The organism is Pontitalea aquivivens (assembly GCF_046507575.1).
Lineage (GTDB): Bacteria > Pseudomonadota > Alphaproteobacteria > Rhodobacterales > Rhodobacteraceae > Pontitalea > Pontitalea aquivivens.
Map to the genome: position 1 here is coordinate 1 of NZ_JBKFEY010000038.1, position 16,203 is coordinate 16,203.

A 16,203-nucleotide genomic window follows, 5' to 3' on the forward strand; every position below is an offset into this window, starting at 1 on the left:
GCTTTCAACACCACGACCTTGGCACACTGCGATGCCTTCTAGGGAGGGCGGCAACCATCCCATCTATCGCTACCGCCTGATCAAGCGTTATATTTGTTTGCCGAGAGGGAAAGAGAGCCGCGCAGCCCTGATAGCCGCTTCTTGCGTCAGCGCAGGTGTTCTTGGTTCGTAACGAAGCCAGCGATGGTCGAAATGCAGACACGGCTGAGAGCGGCATCTAGGGAAGCAGAGAGAAAGCCATGAACGGCTCCATCTACCAAGTGCAGCGTCGCGCTTACGCCTTGTCGATCCAATCGCGCCGCCAGCGCGGTGCCCTCGTCACGCAGCGGATCGTGTTCGGCCGTTACGATCAGCGTAGGTGGCAAGCCGGAAAGGTTGGCATTCAGAGGTGTCGCTTCCGTAGGTGGTGCTTCCGATTGCTCGCCAAGATAGGTGTGCCAGAACCAGCGCATTCCCGCCTGTGTCAAAACCGGACCATCGGCCAGACGGTGCTGGCTGTCGCTTTCACAGCTCGGGTCAACTGCGGGATAGATCAGTGCAAGTGCTAGGGGGCAGAGCGGGGCGCCCCGCAAGGCCAGCGCCGCTGTTAGCATCACATGGCCACCGGCGCTGTCGCCACAGAATGCAAGGCGCGTCGGGTCGATCTGCCAGCGCTCCGACAGCCCGGGTAGCGCATCGATCACGGTTAGAACATCGCGCATGGCTGCTGGAAAGGGCGCCTCGGGCGCCAGCCGGTAGCCGATGGAAAGCACGGCCGCCCCGCTCGCCAGCGCAAGGCGGCGGCAGATGCCGTCATGCGTGTCGATACTGCCCCAGACAAACCCGCCACCATGGGCAAAGACGATCAGCGGCAAGGTCCCGTCGGCGGCCGTACGATAAAGGCGGACCGGCACAGACACACCATCTGATGCCACCATGCCCTCCTCGATCCGGGCGATGGTTGGGGGGGCATGATCCACCATCGCTGCATCTGCGGCTGCTCTCAGCTTGTGCAATGGAACATGGGCAGGCGGTGGGCGCACCGTGTTGCGCGGGTCGGCGGCAAAGACGATGAAATCGGGGTGAATGCCGGGCATGGTGCATCTTCTCCGGTTGGGCGTTTCGTCACTATCCTGTCAGCGCCGGTCAGCAAATCTTGCCACTGCACCAGAATGGGCAGGCAAGCGCTGAGACAGCGCTTCCCACGCGAGGCCTGTATCAGCATGGGCCTGAATCAGCGCGATGAGCGGCAGGTTGATCGTCTGCTTTGTCCACCGAATCGCCTGCGTCGCGCCTTGTGCAAGCCGTTGGGCAAGCGCATTGACATCAGCGTCCAGCGCGTCGGCGGGTACCGCGCGGGTGATCAGGCCCATGCGCGCTGCCTCGGGTGCCGGGATCGGATCTCCGGTCAGCAGGTATTCGCGGGCACGCATGAAACCGGCAAGCTGCGGCCAGACCAGCGCGCCGCCATCACCCGCCACCAGACCCACTACTACATGCGGGTCCGAAAGTTTTGCGTGATCCGCCGCTATCGCGACGTCGCAACATACCGCCAACGAGGCACCCAAGCCCGCCGCCGCGCCGTTCACGCGCGCGATCAGGGGCTTGGACATTCCAAGCTGCCCGGTCAGGATCCGTTTCGCCTCGCGGATCGTCACCAGAAAGCGGGCAGGGTCGTCGATGGCGTTCTGCATCCAGGACAGATCGCCCCCGGCGCAAAAGGCACGCCCCGCCCCAGTCAGAACAATCACGTCGCTTTCGAGGTCGGCATCCAGATCAGGGAACAGGCGCTCCAGTTCGGTGTGCAGCTCGGCATTGGCGGCGTTCAGTGCCTCAGGACGGTTCAGCGTGGCGGTCAGCACTCGGCCTTGACGAGAAAAGGTGATGTGGCGGTAGCCTTCGAGGGTGGTCATGTCAGCTTGCCTTGGCGGTTGGAGGTGTCCAGGGGCGCCCCGTCGAACACGAAGCCATCATAGCCGGTTTCGGCCACTTTGGCGCAAAGTTCGCGGTATTTCGGGTTCCCGCCGATCCATACCAGCGCCTCGCGCCGGTCCCGACCTTCGATGTTCTTGTTGATGCCGGTGAACCAGCTCTTTGTCTCACCAATCAGGGTCAGGTCAAGTAGCTTGTGGCAAAGCGCAGTGTAGCGTTCCTGCGCCTCGGAATCGGGTTCGATCCGGGTTGTTCTAGTGGTGACAAGTGTGCGGAACAGCCCGTGCAGCCAGTCGATGATGATAGCCGAGCAACGCGGGATGTTGCAGAAGGTGGCGCCGTTCTGGGGGCCGACAAGCATGAAGAAGTTGGGGAAGTCCGCCACCTGCATGCCCAGGTAGGTTTTCACCCCTTCGGCCCAGCGGTCTTTCAGCGCCACACCGCCCCGCCCGCGGATGTCGATGCGGTTCCATGAGCCAAGGATGGCGTCGAACCCCGTGGCATAGACGATGACGTCAAGATCCTGATGGCCGGCACTGGTGCGGATACCTGCTTCGGTGATCGCCTCGACCGGGGTTTCAAGCAGGTCGTGCAGATAAACATTTGGACGATTATAGCATTCATAATAGCCCGTCTCAAGCGGCACGCGGCGGGTGCCATAGCCGTGGTCGCGAGGGATAAGCTTTTCGGCAGTGGCGGGGTCTTTCACCCGCTCGCGGATCTTCCGGGCCACAAAATCGGTGACCAGATCATTGGCGGCGCGGTCGAACAGGATATCCTTGTAATTGCCTAGCCAGAGAGAGAAGCCGGGACCCTTGTAAAGCTTCTCGAACATCGCCTCGCGTTCGTCGGCTGGAACCTCGGTCGTCAGTCGATCTTGGAACACATGTGCAAACCCGGCCAGCGTGGTATCCAGAAAGCCGATCATCTGGTCGTAGTTCGACTTGATCTGCGCCATCTCGCCGGGGCTGATCGGGCCATTGCCCAAAGGCGTGCACCAGTTGGGCGAGCGCTGGAAGACATGCAGCTCTTCTGCCACCTTCGACATTTCCTGGATGACCTGCACGCCGGATGATCCTGTGCCGATCACGCCCACCCGTTTCCCCGCGAAATCCATCGGCGCGGGCCCGAAGCCGTTAGGGTCGCGCGGCCAGCGGCCGGTATGCAGGCTTTGGCCCTTGAAGGTGTCGATGCCGGGGATTTTCGGCATTTGTGGCGCCGACAGCGGCCCGAGCGCGGAAATCAGGAAGCGGGTGGTCATCGGCGCTTGGGCAGGGTCGTCGAAGCGCAGGGTCCACAGGTTCGTGGCGTCGTCCCATTCACTCGCGGTAACGCGGGCATTGAACAGGTAATCCTTCCGGATGTCCATGTAATCGGCTGCGCGGTTGATGTAGCGCAAAACCTCAGGCTGGGCGGCGAAACGTTCGGACCAGTCGAATTCGGCCAGCAGATCCTTGTTCCAGAAATAGCCGTATGTTTCCGATTCGGAATCGACCCGCGCCCCCGGATAGCGGTTCCAGTTCCAGACCCCGCCTACTTGATCCGAAGCCTCGACCCCGCGCACGTGCAGTCCCAACTCGCGCAGCAGATAGAGCATGTAGAGGCCGGATATTCCTGCGCCGATCACCACGGCATCGAAATCGGGTTTCTGTGTCATGCGGGTCTCCCCCTTTTGTCCTGTCCTGGCTGGACTGGAAAACTATGGTGAAGGTCCTATAAATTGCAAGCCTCTTTGTATACGCTTGCGTATTTCTTTAAGCGTTCATCATCTGAACGCCAGAGAAATTGGCAGGGGCACAGCGGAGAAAATCTACAGTATCTTGTGGGAAATCGAGTTATTTTTTGATTTTTTCAGGTGCGGAAACCCATGATGCACATGCGGCGTGAATTTTGCCTTGTCAGTTTGAATAATACGCGCAAGTATGTCTTTGCGTCGGCTGAGTGCGAATCCTTTGCCGCTCTGCGGAATGGCGCTGGCGAGGAGGGCTGCCAATGATATCTGTTTCCGACCGGCTGAGCGCTTTGAATCGCCGCTATCCGGTGTGGACTCCGCGCATGCTGCACGAGGTTCTGGATGCTACCGCCGCCAGCTATCCGGACCGCGATTTTGTGGTAACGGATGCCGCCGTCCATTCCTATGCAGACATTGCCCGCTGGTCGCGACGCATTGCTGCCGGGCTGCGTGCGGCCGGCATACAGCAAGGTGAGCATGTCGCGCTTCTGATGGCGAACTTCCCCGACTTCGTCGCCGTGAAATATGCGCTGTCGCGGATCGGGGCGGTTTGCGTGCCGGTGAACTTCCTCAACCGTCGGGACGAGCTGGCCTATGTGCTGGAGCAGTCCGACGCGGTTGCGCTGATCTGCATGGATAGCTGGCGCGACCTCGATTACTTGGGCATGCTGGATGAATTGGCGCCGGGCTGGCAAGCCGCAGGCGGCGGCGCGCGGTTCCCAAAGCTGCGCAAGGTCTGGGTGCATCCTGCAAACGATGCGCCGGTGCGTGCCGGTGCGGCGCCGTTGGCCGGATTGGCGGGGGAGGCAGAGTTTTCCGGCGTGGCCCCGTCCACCCCTGATGCGCTGTCGGATATCATCTATACTTCGGGCACGACGGGCGCGCCCAAGGGCGTGATGCTCACCCATGACATGGTGCTGCGTGAGGCCTTCTGTTCCGCTTGGTGCCGGGCCTATGACGATGGCTGGCGCATGACTTTCTCGCTGCCGATGTACCACGTCTACGGCTACATCGAAGGCATTTTGACCATGCCTTTCGTTGCGGGCGCCATCATCCCGCAAACAGCCTTTCGGGCGGAAACCACGGTGGCGGCAATCAACCGGCACCGGGCGGATGACGTTCTGCTGGTGCCGACGATGACAGTGCTGATCCTAGACCATCTGCGCCGCAACCCCACGCGGATGCCGACCCTGCGCGCTGTTCTGTCGTCCGGCCAACGCTCGCCCTTGGATGTCTGGGAACAGATCATCGAGCATTTCGGCCAGGTGGAGCTGACCACCGGCTACGGGATGACCGAGGTCACGGCATCAAGCGCCTTCACCCGTCTGGGAGACTCGCTGGAACAGTTTCGCATTACCAACGGTCGGCTGCGCGATGCTGGTGTGGCTGGGGAACCCTCGTTGGGGGGGCGACTGATTGTCTATCGCATCGTCGATCCGCAGACCGGGATCGAGGTGCCGCATGGTGAGGTGGGCGAGTTGCAGGCGCGCGGCCCTTGCGTGACTAAGGGCTATTACAACAAGCCGGCCGAGACTGCGGCGGCATTTACCTCCGATGGCTGGTTCCGCTCTGGCGATCTCGCGCGGTGGTTGCCTGACGATTACATCCAGTTGGCGGGCCGTACCAAGGAAAGCTACCGCTGCGGCGGCGAACAGGTGATGCCAACAGAAATCGAAGATGTGCTGACCGCCCACCCAGCGGTGCGTCAGGCTCATGTCGTTCCAGTACCCGATGACCGCATGGGTGAGGCGGGTGTTGCCTTCATCGTGCGCCGCCCTGATGTGCCGGTAACTGGGGACGAACTGATCGCGCTTTGTCGCGACCGGCTGGCGCGGTTCAAGGTGCCCAAGCATGTACTATTCATTGAGGAACCCAATCTGCCGGTGACCCCGTCGGGCCGGGCGCGAAAATTCCTTCTGAGCCAGCGCGCCATCGCTGAACTGGGGTTGCAATGAACATGATGACACGAACCGCGATAGTCACTGGGGGTGCGCGCGGCATCGGCGCGGCAATCGCGCTGCGGCTGGCGCAGGATGGCTGCAATGTGGCTGTGCTGGACCTGAATGGCGAAGCGACCCAGACGATGGACGCAATTCGCGTCACCGGGCGGCAGGCGATGGCGGTGGCGGTCAACGTGGCCGACCCCGATGCTGTTGAGGCGGCGGTGGCGCAGGTGGCCGATAGGCTGGGCCCGCCGACGGTGCTGGTTAACAACGCCGGCCTGCTGCGCGAAGGCACGCTCGCGCGGTTTCCGGTGGCCGACTGGGACGCGGTGCAGGATGTAAACCTGCGCGCGGTGTTCCTGATGACTCGTGCCGTGCAACCGCACATGCGCGTCGCAAACTGGGGCCGTGTGGTGAACCTGACTAGCATCGGCGCGTTGGGGGGATTTGGTCTGTCGGCCTATTCGGCTGCCAAGGCGGGCTTGCACGGGCTGACCAAATCGCTGGCGATCGAGATGGGGCGGTTCGGCGTGACGGTGAATGCAGTGGCTCCAGGGCTGACGGAAACCACCATGATCGACGAGATGTCGCAGCGCGCGGGAGTGTCGGTGGAGCAGTTACGCGACGAGGCGCTGCGCGACATCCCTATCGGTCGTCTGGGTCTGCCCGAGGATATCGCGCAGGCGGTGTCGTTTTTTGCCGATGACCGCTCGGGCTTTGTCTCGGGGCAGGTTCTTTATGTCTGCGGGGGGCCGCGAGCATGACCCCCGCCCAGAAGAAAGGAGTGGCCGCGATGGCCGAAAACCTGATCCCCGCCGATGCCGGCTGCATTACCCGCGACACCCCAGTGGGGTTCGAGTTACTGGGCGTTAAGAAGAAGGCCGCGATCCAGCTTATGGGCTCACGCCTATGGGGTCGGTTCAACCCCAATCACTGGGATCCGGTTTATGCTGCCGAAACCGGGCTGAACAACCCGATCCAGACCGGAGAAATGAGCTCTGCCTATCTGGCGGAAATGTGCGTCCATGCGCTGGGACCTGCGATGTTCCGGGGGGCACGGATCAGTTGCAAATACGTCGCCTCGACCTATGCGAATGAGGTGATTTCGACCCATGGCCGGGTGGTGGAAAAGACACCCAAGGGCGATGGCTATCGCTTTCGCATCGAAATATGGGCCCAGAACGAGGCCGGCGATAAAAAAACCGTAGGCTTTGTCGAAGCCGACGTTGGCGTGTGAAGGGGACCATGACGATGACTGAGATTCGCACCGATGCCCTGCGTCCGATGACTCCGCTGCAAATCCGCAAGGAGCGTGATTTCATCGAGAGCCTGAAGGAAGATTGCCAGACCTACTGGGACATGGTTGAGATCGGCGACGTGCTGGCGCGTGAACTGACCATTACGCCGGAACTGGTGATCCTTTATGCCGACGCGGTCGAAGATTACAATTCCTGGTACGAAGGCTGGCGGATGAACACCTGGCGCATCCCGGGCGAAAGCCCGTTTGGCGGTGCCATCGTTCCGCCGCTGATGATGTCGCATTTCGTGCTGTCGGTGCAGTTCGACCCTACGAAGCCCTTTGCCATCGGGTCGATCCACACCTTTCACGACACAGAAATTCTGGAACCTATTCCGGTGGGAACCACGGTCACCATAGCCGCCCGGGCGGTGGACAAGTATGAAAAGCGCGGGCGGCGTTATGTGCGCCATGAGGTGACAGTGACCGATACCACCAGAGGTATGCTGTACATGCGAGAGTTGCGCGACATTCTTTCGTTGTAACCGGAAACAGGAAATATCTCGGAAAACCCACGCGAGGATCCCGACTGATGTCCCAACCGCAGCCTGCCCCCATCCTGTCCTTCCGCGACGAGGTTGCCGCGCTGAAGCGCCAGCGCATCCTCAATGCTGCGGCGGACCTATTCTATTCGCACGGTTATTCCAATACGACGCTGGACGCAGTTGGAGAGCAGCTTGGGTTCTCCAAGGCGTTTGTCTATGCCAACTTCGGCTCCAAGCAGCAGTTGTTAGCCGAGATCTGCGAGCGTGGCGTGACCGGTGTGCATGAGGAGGTGGCCCATGCGCTTTCCATGGGGCTTGAGACAGGGGCGACGCTGAGCGTGCTGATGGACCGTTATGTGAACGCGGTTCTGGAATATCAGAAATTCATCGCAGTTTATGTGCGCGAGGAAAAAAGCCTGCTGGACGCTGATGCAGACCGCATTAGCCTGCTGCGCCGGACGTTCTTCGCCACGATTGCCGATTTCATCGCAAAAGGCACACGGGAAGGGGTGTTCCAGACCACCGATCCGCTGATGTCGGCGCTTACACTGGGCGGGGCCGTGACATGGACAACTTTTTGGTATCGCGAGAACGGGCGCTTGGAGCGCAAGGCCATCGCCCGCGAAATCACGCGCAATGTCAACCGGATGCTGGGTGTCACACCTGGCGGGAGGACGTGATGGGACGCCTGTGGCATCGGGCAGGATTGGCGTATGATCTGGTGCCGGGGTTGCTCTTGATGGGCTGTGCGGTACTGACGTTGGCGGATGTGACAGGGCGCAACCTGTTCAACCAGCCGGTACCAGGCGCGACCGAGTTGACGGAAATCGCAGTGGTGGCGATTACCTTCTTGCTTTATCCGCGTGTTGCTTGGGCGAATACGCATATTAGCGTAGATCTGCTGGATAACGTACTGGGACGCATGGTCCGCCACGGGCTGGAGGTTTTAGCTGCGGTGCTGGCGGCAGGTGTCTTTGGTGTTCTGGCCTGGCGGTTGTGGGTGTTGGCGGGGCGGGTCGCGGATTATGGCGACATTACTCCCTATCTGCGCCTGCCGCTGGCGCCGGTATATTACGGCATGGCGATCTGCACCGGCGTGGCGGCAATCGTGCATGGGTTGCGGGCGCTGGGGCTGGTCGGGGTGCCGGGACTGATGCCTGCATCCCCTTGGCGGGAGGGGAGCTGATGCTGGCCGCGACCCTTGGCTTTGCCGCCGCTTTCGCGTTGATCCTGCTGCGAGTGCCAATTGCTATAGCGCTGGGGCTAGCGGGAGGTGTTGGCTATGCAATTCTGGTGGGCATCCCCCCCGCATTCAGCATGGTGGCGCTGTCGGCGGTCAGTTCCTCGATGAGCTACAACCTTGCGGTAATTCCGCTATTCGTCCTGATGGGCAATCTGATTGCAGGGGCGGGGATCGCGTCCGAGCTTTATCGTGCGGCGCAGGCTTTTGTCGGGCATCTGCGCGGCGGGCTGGGCGTAGCGACTGTGGTGTCCTGCGGCGGGTTCGCCGCTGTATGCGGATCCAGCGTAGCAACGGCGGTGACCATGGGGCGCGTTGCTATCCCGTCGATGCGATCTATGGGCTATTCCGACAGCCTCAGCACAGCGACGGTGGCGGCCGGGGGTACACTGGGCATCCTCATCCCGCCGTCGATCATCATGGTGGTCTATGGTGTTACGACCGAAACCCACATTGGCCAGTTGTTCGCCGCCGGCGTGGTGCCAGGGCTGATCGGCATGCTCGGCTATGCGATGGCGGTGCAGTGGACGGCGCGGCGGCACCCGGGGTCAGCCCCACAGGCGGCGCGTGCGACCGGGGCCGAGCGGCGGGCGGCACTGGCGCGGGTCTGGCCGGTGGTGGTGCTATTCGGGATCGTGTTGGGGGGTATCTATTCGGGGCTGTTCACTGCGACCGAGGCTGCGGGGATCGGTGCCTGCGGGGCGATCGCGTTTGCGCTGATGCGTCGGATGCGGCTGTCCGAGTTCTTCGCCATCCTGCGCGACTCTGCTGCCACCAGTGCGGTCCTGTTCGCGTTGATCATCGGTGCCAAGGTCTTTGCTGAGTTCGTCAACTACACCGGCGCGCATACCGGGGTGCTGGTACTGGTGCAAGATAGCGGGCTGTCGCCGGCGATGGCGATGCTGGTAATCTGCCTGATTTATATCCTGCTGGGCTGCCTGTTGGACAGCCTTGCGATGATGCTGCTGACGCTGCCGATGTTCTTTCCGATCGTCACCGGGCTCGGCTACGATCCGGTGTGGTTCGGCATCATGGTGGTGATGTTGGTGGAACTGGGACTGATTACGCCGCCGATCGGGATCAACCTGTTCATCCTGCGCACCGTGGTTCCCGATGTGCCGCTTGCGCGGATCATCCGCGGCATATTGCCGTTCATCGTTGCCGATGTGGTGCGGCTTTTGCTGATCGGGCTGGTGCCCGGACTGGCGGTGGCCTTGCCTGCCTTGTTTTTCTGAGCCGCCCGACACGTGACCGCCCCGGTGCTTCACTGAAAACGCCGCCGTGCTAAGTAGAGCCCTTTCGGTGGCTTGACCTTCGCAAATTGTTCCAATCTCAGGGAGGATACTATGGAACACGCCAAGACCCTTGCCGCAGCCGCCGCGATCGCCGCGTCGGCCTTCTTCGGCGCGCTGCCTGCTTCTGCGCAAGACAAGATAGTGTTGAAATATTCGTCGTGGTTTCCGCCCGCGCATTCGCTCAACACCGCGCTGAAGCAGTGGATCAGCGATGTAGAGACAGCGACCGAAGGGCGCGTGACAGTTGAATATCTGCCGGCGACCGTTGGCACCCCGCGTGATCAGTTCGATGTTGCCGCCGAAGGGTTGGCCGACATCACGCTGGTATTGCCCGGCTATACGCCGGGCCGCTTCCCGCTGATGGAGCTGGGCGAACTGCCCTTGCAGGTGGAAACCGACCAGGCGCGCCTTGCGCCGGCCTTCAACCGAGTCTATGATAATCAGCTTGCGAAATATGAACCCTTCAAGGGTACGCATGTGCTGACGGTATTTGCCTCGGCCCCTACCAGCATCGTGACCTCAGCGGACAAACCCGTCACATCAATAGACGGGTTGAAGGGCTTGAAATTGCGCGCCCCCAGCGCCACTGCCAGCCAAGTGATCGACGCGCTTGGCGCGGTGACTGTGCAAAAGCCGGTCACGGAGATCTATGAACTTGCCAGCACCGGCGTGGTGGATGGCACATTCTTCTCACTGATGCCAATCATCTCGTGGAAAACCGAGAGCGTCTTCAAGAACATCACCCTAATGCCCGGCGGTATGGGGCAATCGGTGATTGCGCTGTTGATCAATCAGGCCAAGTGGGATTCTATCCCCGAGGGCGACCGCGCCGCGATCATGTCGGTATCCGGCCCGGCGTTGGCCGCGCTGGTCGGAGATGTGTGGCAAAACGACGAGGTCATAGGTAAGGAAAAGCTCGACGAGATTGGCGGCTTTACGTACCATGAACCCTCTGCCGAGTTCGTAGCGGCTTTCAAGGCCGCGATGACGCCGGTGGATAAGGCCTGGGCGGACAAGGTGGCCGCAACCGGCGTTGATAACCCTCAAGGCATTCTGGATGCGCTACGCGCGGAACTGGCCGCATCTAAGTGATGTGACAAACCGGAACGGCCGCCTTCTGCCTGGCAGGGGGCGGCTAGGCCCAGCAGACGATCCGCCGATCTGGGTTCTCCGAGTGCCCTGCGCAGCAACACCAAGTGGCAAGATGCGTTGACGACACCTGCTGCCATGCGATTTCCCATCAATCTAAGCATCCCGTGATCCGCAGTGAACACTTGCCTTCAGGATGATGGAAAATCATAAACCCCGCTTCTTCATGAAATTAAGGCTTAGAAGATTGCGTGCGGGAAGAGCTTTAGCGCCCATGATCACGGTCTGGCAGAAGTGCGAGGCCACCGAACGTGGCGTGGTTCCGGTTGAGGCGGTTTCGGCTTTTGTCGCGGGCCGCCGTCCCGTTTTTGGGCGCAGCTGACGCCCCCCGTTTTGGAGAGAACCATGAACGAGATCGTTATCCTGTCTGGCGCCCGCACTGCGATTGGTGGCTTTGGCGGCAGTTTGTCGGGCTTTGCCCCCTGCGAGTTAGGCGCCACTGTTGCCCGCGCCGCGCTGGAACGGGCCGGTGTAACCGGCGCGCAGATCGGCACCGTGGTCTTTGGCCAGGTGATCACTACCGAGCCGCGTGACATGTATGTCAGCCGCGTCGCGGCGATGAAGGCGGGCGTGCCGGAAACGGTTCCCGCGATGAACGTGAACCGGCTGTGCGGCTCGGGCGCGCAGGCGATCGTCTCGGCCACGCAATCGCTGATGCTGGGCGATGCCGATTTCGCCCTCGCCGGCGGCGCCGAGGTCATGAGCCGCGCGCCCTACAACATTCCGGCCCTGCGCTTTGGCCAGAAGATGGGCGATACCGGCGCAGTCGACATGCTGACCGGCACTCTCAGCTGCCCCTTTGGCACCGGCCACATGGGGATCACGGCGGAAAACGTCGCGGCGGAATCCTCGATCAGCCGCGCCGATCAGGACGCCTTCGCGCTGGAAAGCCAGAACCGCGCGGCGGCGGCGATCGCGGCAGGCCATTTCCGCGACCAGATCGTTCCGATCGAGATCGCCAGCCGCAAGGGCACGGTGGTCTTCGACACCGACGAACACCCCAAGGCGACCAGCCTCGAGGCGCTGGCGGGTCTGCGCCCGGCTTTCCGCAAGGATGGTACGGTCACGGCGGGCAACGCCTCGGGCATCAACGATGGCGCCGCGGCGCTGGTGCTGGCGCGCGCCGAGGCGGCGCAGGCGGCGGGCCTGACCCCTCGCGCGCGCATTCTGGGCTATGCCGTGGCTGGTGTGCGCCCCGAGGTGATGGGCTATGGCCCGATCCCGGCGGTGCAGGCGCTGTGCAAGCGCACCGGCCTGAAGGTCGAAGATTTCGACGTCATCGAGTCGAACGAGGCCTTTGCCGCGCAGGCGATCGCGGTGAACCGCGAACTGGGCCTCGACACCGCCAAGGTTAACCCCGATGGCGGTGCGATCGCGCTTGGCCACCCGGTCGGCGCGACCGGCGCGATCCTCACCATCAAGGCGATGCACTATCTGGAGCGCACCGGCGGCAAGCGCGCGCTGATCACCATGTGCATCGGCGGCGGTCAGGGCATCGCACTGGCGATCGAGCGGATCTGACGATGACGGCCCCTGTTCTGTGCGACGTGGCGGACGGCATCGCCCGCCTGCGCTTCAACCGGCCCGAGGCGCTCAATGCGCTGGATCAGGCCATGGCCGAGGCGTTCATCGTCGCCGTGCGCGATCTTCTGGCCGATCTCAGCGTGCGGGTGATCGTGCTGAGCGGTGAGGGCAGGGGCTTTGTCGCGGGCGGCGACATCGCCGCCTTCCGCGCCTCGAACGACCGGGCGGGGCTGGCGGGGGGGATCATCCCGCCGTTCCACGCCGCGCTCGAGGCATTGGCCGTGGCACCGGCGGTGGTGATCTGCATGGTGCATGGCGCGGTGGCGGGCGCGGGCATGTCGATTGCCGCGATGTCTGACCTGACCGTTGCGGCGGACGATGCCAATTTCACCATGGCCTATTCCAAGGTCGCGGCCCCGCCCGATTGCGGCGGGTCGTGGGCGCTGCCGCGGCTGGTGGGCCTGCGCCGCGCGCTGGAACTGGCGCTGCTCTCGCCGGTCATCGACGCGGCCGAGGCGCTTCGCATCGGGTTGGTGAACCGCGTGGTGGCCCGCGACGCGCTGGAGGCGGAAACGATGGCGCTGGCGCGCAGGCTGGTGGGTTCCGCGCCCCTGGCGGTGGCGCAGACCAAAAGGTTAATGCGCGCGGCGTTTTCCACCGATCTGGCCACGCAGCTGGCGGCCGAACAGGCCGCATTCACCGCCTGCGCCGCCACACAGGATTTCAACGAGGCGCTGGAAGCCTTCTTCGAAAAGCGCCGCCCGGTCTTTACCGGGAACTGACAGGAATGACGGGGGGACGGGAATGAACAAGCCACTCAGGGATGCGGCGCCGGTGGCGCTTGGCGCGGTGGAAACCGGCGTGCGGCGTGCGGCTGTGATCGGCGCGGGCTCGATGGGGTCGGGGATCGCGGCGCAATTCGCCAATGCCGGGATTCCGGTCGACCTGCTGGATATGGCGGGCGACGAAAGCCGCAACGCCCCGGCCGAGGGCGGCATCGCGCGCCAGCTGAAAGCAGGCGGCTTCATGGCCCCCGAGGCGGCGGCGCTGGTGCGCCCCGGCAACGTCGAGGATCATCTGGACCGTCTGGCCGAGGCCGACTGGATCGTCGAGGCGGTGATCGAGGATCTCGCCATCAAGCGCGACCTGTACCGCCGCATCGACGCAGTGCGCCGGCCCGGCTCGATCGTGTCGTCGAACACTTCGACGATCCTGCGCGGCGATCTGGTCGATGGTCTGGGCGAGGGCTTCGCCCGCGATTTCATCGTCACCCATTTCTTCAACCCGCCGCGCGTGATGCGGCTTGTGGAAATCGTCTCGGCCCCCGAAACGCCCGCAGATCTGCTGGCGCGCGCCGATGCCGCGAACCGCGCCATTCTGGGCAAGACCGTGGTGATGTGCCGCGACACGCCCGGCTTCATCGCCAACCGGATCGGCTGCTACTGGATGGCCGTCGCGGCGCTTGAGGCCGCCCGTCTGGGCCTGACGGTCGAGCAGGCCGATGCGGTCAACGCCGCCTTCGGCATCCCGCGCACCGGGGTCTTTGGCCTTCTGGACCTGATCGGCATCGACCTTGTGCCGCATGTCTGGGGCAGCCTGCACGCGACGCTGCCCGCGACCGACGGGTTCCAGTCGTTCAACCTGACCAAGGATGCCCTCTTCACCACCCTGGTGGCCGAGGGGCGTCATGGTCGCAAGACCGGCCAGGGCTTCTACCGCAAGTCGCCCGAGGGCGCGCGCGAGGCGCTGGACCTGACCACGGGCCAATACCGCGCCGAGGCCGCCGCGACCCTGCCCGGCAATGGCCGCGATCTCGCGGCGCTTCTGGCCGACGAAGGCCCGCTGGGTCGCTATGCCTTCTCGGTGCTGTCACATGTGGTGGCGTATGCCGCGCAGAACGGCCCGGACATTGCCGATGATGTCGAGGCGATCGATACCGCGATCGTGCTGGGCTATTCCTGGCGCGAGGGGCCGTTCCGTCTGGCCGATCGCGCCGGCGTGGCCGCACTTGTCGCGCGGATGACGGCCGAGGGGCGCGCGGTTCCGCCGCTTCTGGCCGCCGCCGCCGCGCAGGGCGCGTTCTATCGCAACGGTCAGCCCTTGCGCACCGACGGGCAGGGCCTCGCCCCGATCGCAGCGCCCGGCATCCTGGGCGGTGCTGCACAGATCGCGGGCAATGGCGCCGCGCGCCTGCGCGACATCGGCGACGGCGTGGCCTGTCTGGAACTCGCCACCAAGATGAACACCTTCGCCCCCGAGGTCTTCGAGGTGATCGAGGCCGCGCTGGAGCGTGCGGGCCACGATTTCCGCGCGCTGGTTCTGGGCAACGAGGATCCGCGCGCCTTTTCCGCCGGGGCCGATCTGGGCTTCATCCTGCGGATGATCGACGAGGGCGGGACCGCCGCGCTCGACCAGTATCTGCAGCGCGGGCAGGGCCTGTTCCTGCGGTTGAAATACGCACCGGTGCCGGTGGTGGCCGCGGCGCATGGCTTTGCGCTTGGTGGCGGCTGCGAATTCATGCTGCACGCCGATGCGGTCGTGGCGCATTCCGAACTGACCGCCGGCCTGCCCGAAACCCGCGTCGGCTTGATCCCCGCCTGGGGCGGCTGCACGCAAATGGTGCTGCGTGGTCAAGCTGCAGGACCCGTGCCCGCCGCGCTGCATGCGTTTGAGGTGATCCGCAGCGGCGCGCCGGCAACCTCGGCCCGGCAAGCCTTCGGCCTTGGCCTGCTACGTGACGGGGACAACATCGTGATGCACCGCGATGCACTGCTTCCTGCCGCCAAGGCCCGGGCGCTGGACTTGGCCGCGGGCTATGCGGCCCCCGCGCTGGCGACCCTGACCCCGGCTGGGGTCGAGGGCCGAGCCGCCATCGCCGCCCGCATCGAGGAAGAGCGCGCTGCAGGCCGGATGACAGAGGCCGACGCCAGCATCGCCGGGCAACTTGCCACCGTTTTGACCGGCGGCGAGGCAACGGCCCCGATCTCTGAGGCCCAGATGATGACGCTGGAACGGGAAGCATTCGTGAGCCTGATCGCCGAAGCCACCTCCCGCGCCCGCATGGACCACATGCTGAAAACCGGAAAGCCCCTGCGGAACTGATGCCTCTTGGCCGGCCGGACCAACCCTTGCTTGGACAGACCAAGGACCGGTGATCTTGCGATCGCGACGGCCGTGCAAGACATGAAGCTGTAACACGGCATCACGCCGCTGTCCGCCGCGCCCTTCGATAGTTTGTCGAAATCGCGTGGAGCAAACGGTCCGCTGTTCCGTGATTTCACCCGCCGCGATCTTGTGCTTTAACCTGCAGCCCCCGTTCCCTTGGCTTTCCCTGAGAGGGGTGCCAAAATGCAAGCGATCCCCATCACGTTGACATAGCAGCATTTTTTCACCGCCGTGGTGGAGCCTGACAAGATGTATTCGAAGTCATCTCTCCGTTCTTGGCTCGGATATTCACGCCGCATCGCGGGTGTACGATGTGACAATGCCTCCAAGCTGGTGCTTGCGGCGGATCGGGCCGTCACGCACGGGCCGGAAATCGACTTGCAGCACATTGTTGCCGATGTCCCGTCCGCGATGCGGGCGCTCGACGTTGTAGTGGCGCACCCAGGTCCGCAGGATGTAATC

16 protein-coding genes are annotated in these 16,203 nt (G+C 63.4%); 12 read left to right on the plus strand and 4 right to left on the minus strand.

Annotated features, from left to right (window positions below):
* Nucleotides 1-146 precede the first annotated feature (146 nt).
* The 4 genes from ACK8OU_RS18760 to ACK8OU_RS18775 form a co-directional block, all read right to left on the minus strand.
* Entirely contained in the window at nucleotides 147-1,076 is a 930-nt protein-coding gene (locus tag ACK8OU_RS18760; protein WP_410304876.1) for an alpha/beta hydrolase, read from the minus strand.
* Between the two features lie 39 nt (nucleotides 1,077-1,115).
* A complete protein-coding gene (locus tag ACK8OU_RS18765; protein WP_410304877.1) occupies nucleotides 1,116-1,892 on the minus strand; it encodes an enoyl-CoA hydratase/isomerase family protein in 777 nt (258 codons plus the stop codon).
* Nucleotides 1,889-3,568: a flavin-containing monooxygenase gene (locus tag ACK8OU_RS18770; protein WP_410304878.1), complete on the minus strand. Its 1,680-nt coding sequence runs from the start codon at nucleotides 3,566-3,568 to the stop codon at nucleotides 1,889-1,891. Before ACK8OU_RS18770 ends, ACK8OU_RS18765 begins: the two co-directional genes overlap by 4 nt.
* Nucleotides 3,569-3,721: 153 nt before the next feature.
* Complete coding sequence (locus ACK8OU_RS18775) at nucleotides 3,722-3,904, minus strand: hypothetical protein (protein ID WP_410304879.1); 183 nt, start codon at nucleotides 3,902-3,904, stop codon at nucleotides 3,722-3,724.
* On the opposite strand from ACK8OU_RS18775, the gene ACK8OU_RS18780 reads away from it, so the two are divergent.
* The 12 genes from ACK8OU_RS18780 (at nucleotide 3,904) to ACK8OU_RS18835 (ending at nucleotide 15,678) form a co-directional block, all read left to right on the plus strand.
* On the plus strand, nucleotides 3,904-5,598 hold the full coding sequence (locus ACK8OU_RS18780) for a class I adenylate-forming enzyme family protein (RefSeq protein WP_410304880.1): 1,695 nt from the start codon (nucleotides 3,904-3,906) through the stop codon (nucleotides 5,596-5,598). The genes ACK8OU_RS18775 and ACK8OU_RS18780 overlap by 1 nt on opposite strands.
* 2 nt (nucleotides 5,599-5,600) lie before the next feature.
* Nucleotides 5,601-6,350, plus strand: a complete 750-nt coding sequence (locus ACK8OU_RS18785; protein ID WP_410304881.1) for an SDR family NAD(P)-dependent oxidoreductase — start codon at nucleotides 5,601-5,603, stop codon at nucleotides 6,348-6,350.
* Complete coding sequence (locus tag ACK8OU_RS18790; protein WP_410304882.1) at nucleotides 6,347-6,823, plus strand: MaoC/PaaZ C-terminal domain-containing protein; 477 nt, start codon at nucleotides 6,347-6,349, stop codon at nucleotides 6,821-6,823. Before ACK8OU_RS18785 ends, ACK8OU_RS18790 begins: the two co-directional genes overlap by 4 nt.
* A 14-nt stretch (nucleotides 6,824-6,837) precedes the next feature.
* Nucleotides 6,838-7,368 (plus strand): MaoC family dehydratase, encoded by a 531-nt coding sequence (locus ACK8OU_RS18795; protein WP_410304883.1) that lies wholly within the window; start codon nucleotides 6,838-6,840, stop codon nucleotides 7,366-7,368.
* Nucleotides 7,369-7,415: 47 nt separating this feature from the next.
* On the plus strand, nucleotides 7,416-8,048 hold the full coding sequence (locus tag ACK8OU_RS18800; protein ID WP_410304884.1) for a TetR/AcrR family transcriptional regulator: 633 nt from the start codon (nucleotides 7,416-7,418) through the stop codon (nucleotides 8,046-8,048).
* Nucleotides 8,048-8,554 (plus strand): TRAP transporter small permease, encoded by a 507-nt coding sequence (locus ACK8OU_RS18805; RefSeq protein ID WP_410304885.1) that lies wholly within the window; start codon nucleotides 8,048-8,050, stop codon nucleotides 8,552-8,554. The genes ACK8OU_RS18800 and ACK8OU_RS18805 overlap by 1 nt, the downstream gene beginning before the upstream one ends.
* Nucleotides 8,554-9,843, plus strand: coding sequence for a TRAP transporter large permease (locus tag ACK8OU_RS18810; RefSeq protein ID WP_410304886.1), 1,290 nt, complete (start codon nucleotides 8,554-8,556; stop codon nucleotides 9,841-9,843). The genes ACK8OU_RS18805 and ACK8OU_RS18810 overlap by 1 nt, the downstream gene beginning before the upstream one ends.
* A 111-nt stretch (nucleotides 9,844-9,954) precedes the next feature.
* Nucleotides 9,955-10,995 carry a TRAP transporter substrate-binding protein gene (locus ACK8OU_RS18815; RefSeq protein ID WP_410304887.1) on the plus strand — a complete coding sequence of 347 codons (1,041 nt, stop codon included), beginning with the start codon at nucleotides 9,955-9,957 and terminating at the stop codon, nucleotides 10,993-10,995.
* A 193-nt stretch (nucleotides 10,996-11,188) separates the two neighbouring features.
* A complete protein-coding gene (locus ACK8OU_RS18820) occupies nucleotides 11,189-11,374 on the plus strand; it encodes a hypothetical protein (protein ID WP_410304888.1) in 186 nt (61 codons plus the stop codon).
* 23 nt (nucleotides 11,375-11,397) lie between these two features.
* The gene (gene bktB, locus ACK8OU_RS18825) at nucleotides 11,398-12,573 is read left to right on the plus strand and encodes a beta-ketothiolase BktB (protein WP_410304889.1); all 1,176 of its coding nucleotides are present in this window, start codon (nucleotides 11,398-11,400) and stop codon (nucleotides 12,571-12,573) included.
* A 2-nt stretch (nucleotides 12,574-12,575) separates the two neighbouring features.
* The gene (locus ACK8OU_RS18830) at nucleotides 12,576-13,358 is read left to right on the plus strand and encodes an enoyl-CoA hydratase/isomerase family protein (RefSeq protein ID WP_410304890.1); all 783 of its coding nucleotides are present in this window, start codon (nucleotides 12,576-12,578) and stop codon (nucleotides 13,356-13,358) included.
* Nucleotides 13,359-13,380: 22 nt separating this feature from the next.
* Nucleotides 13,381-15,678, plus strand: coding sequence for a 3-hydroxyacyl-CoA dehydrogenase/enoyl-CoA hydratase family protein (locus ACK8OU_RS18835; RefSeq protein ID WP_410304891.1), 2,298 nt, complete (start codon nucleotides 13,381-13,383; stop codon nucleotides 15,676-15,678).
* The last annotated feature ends 525 nt before the right edge of the window (nucleotides 15,679-16,203 follow it).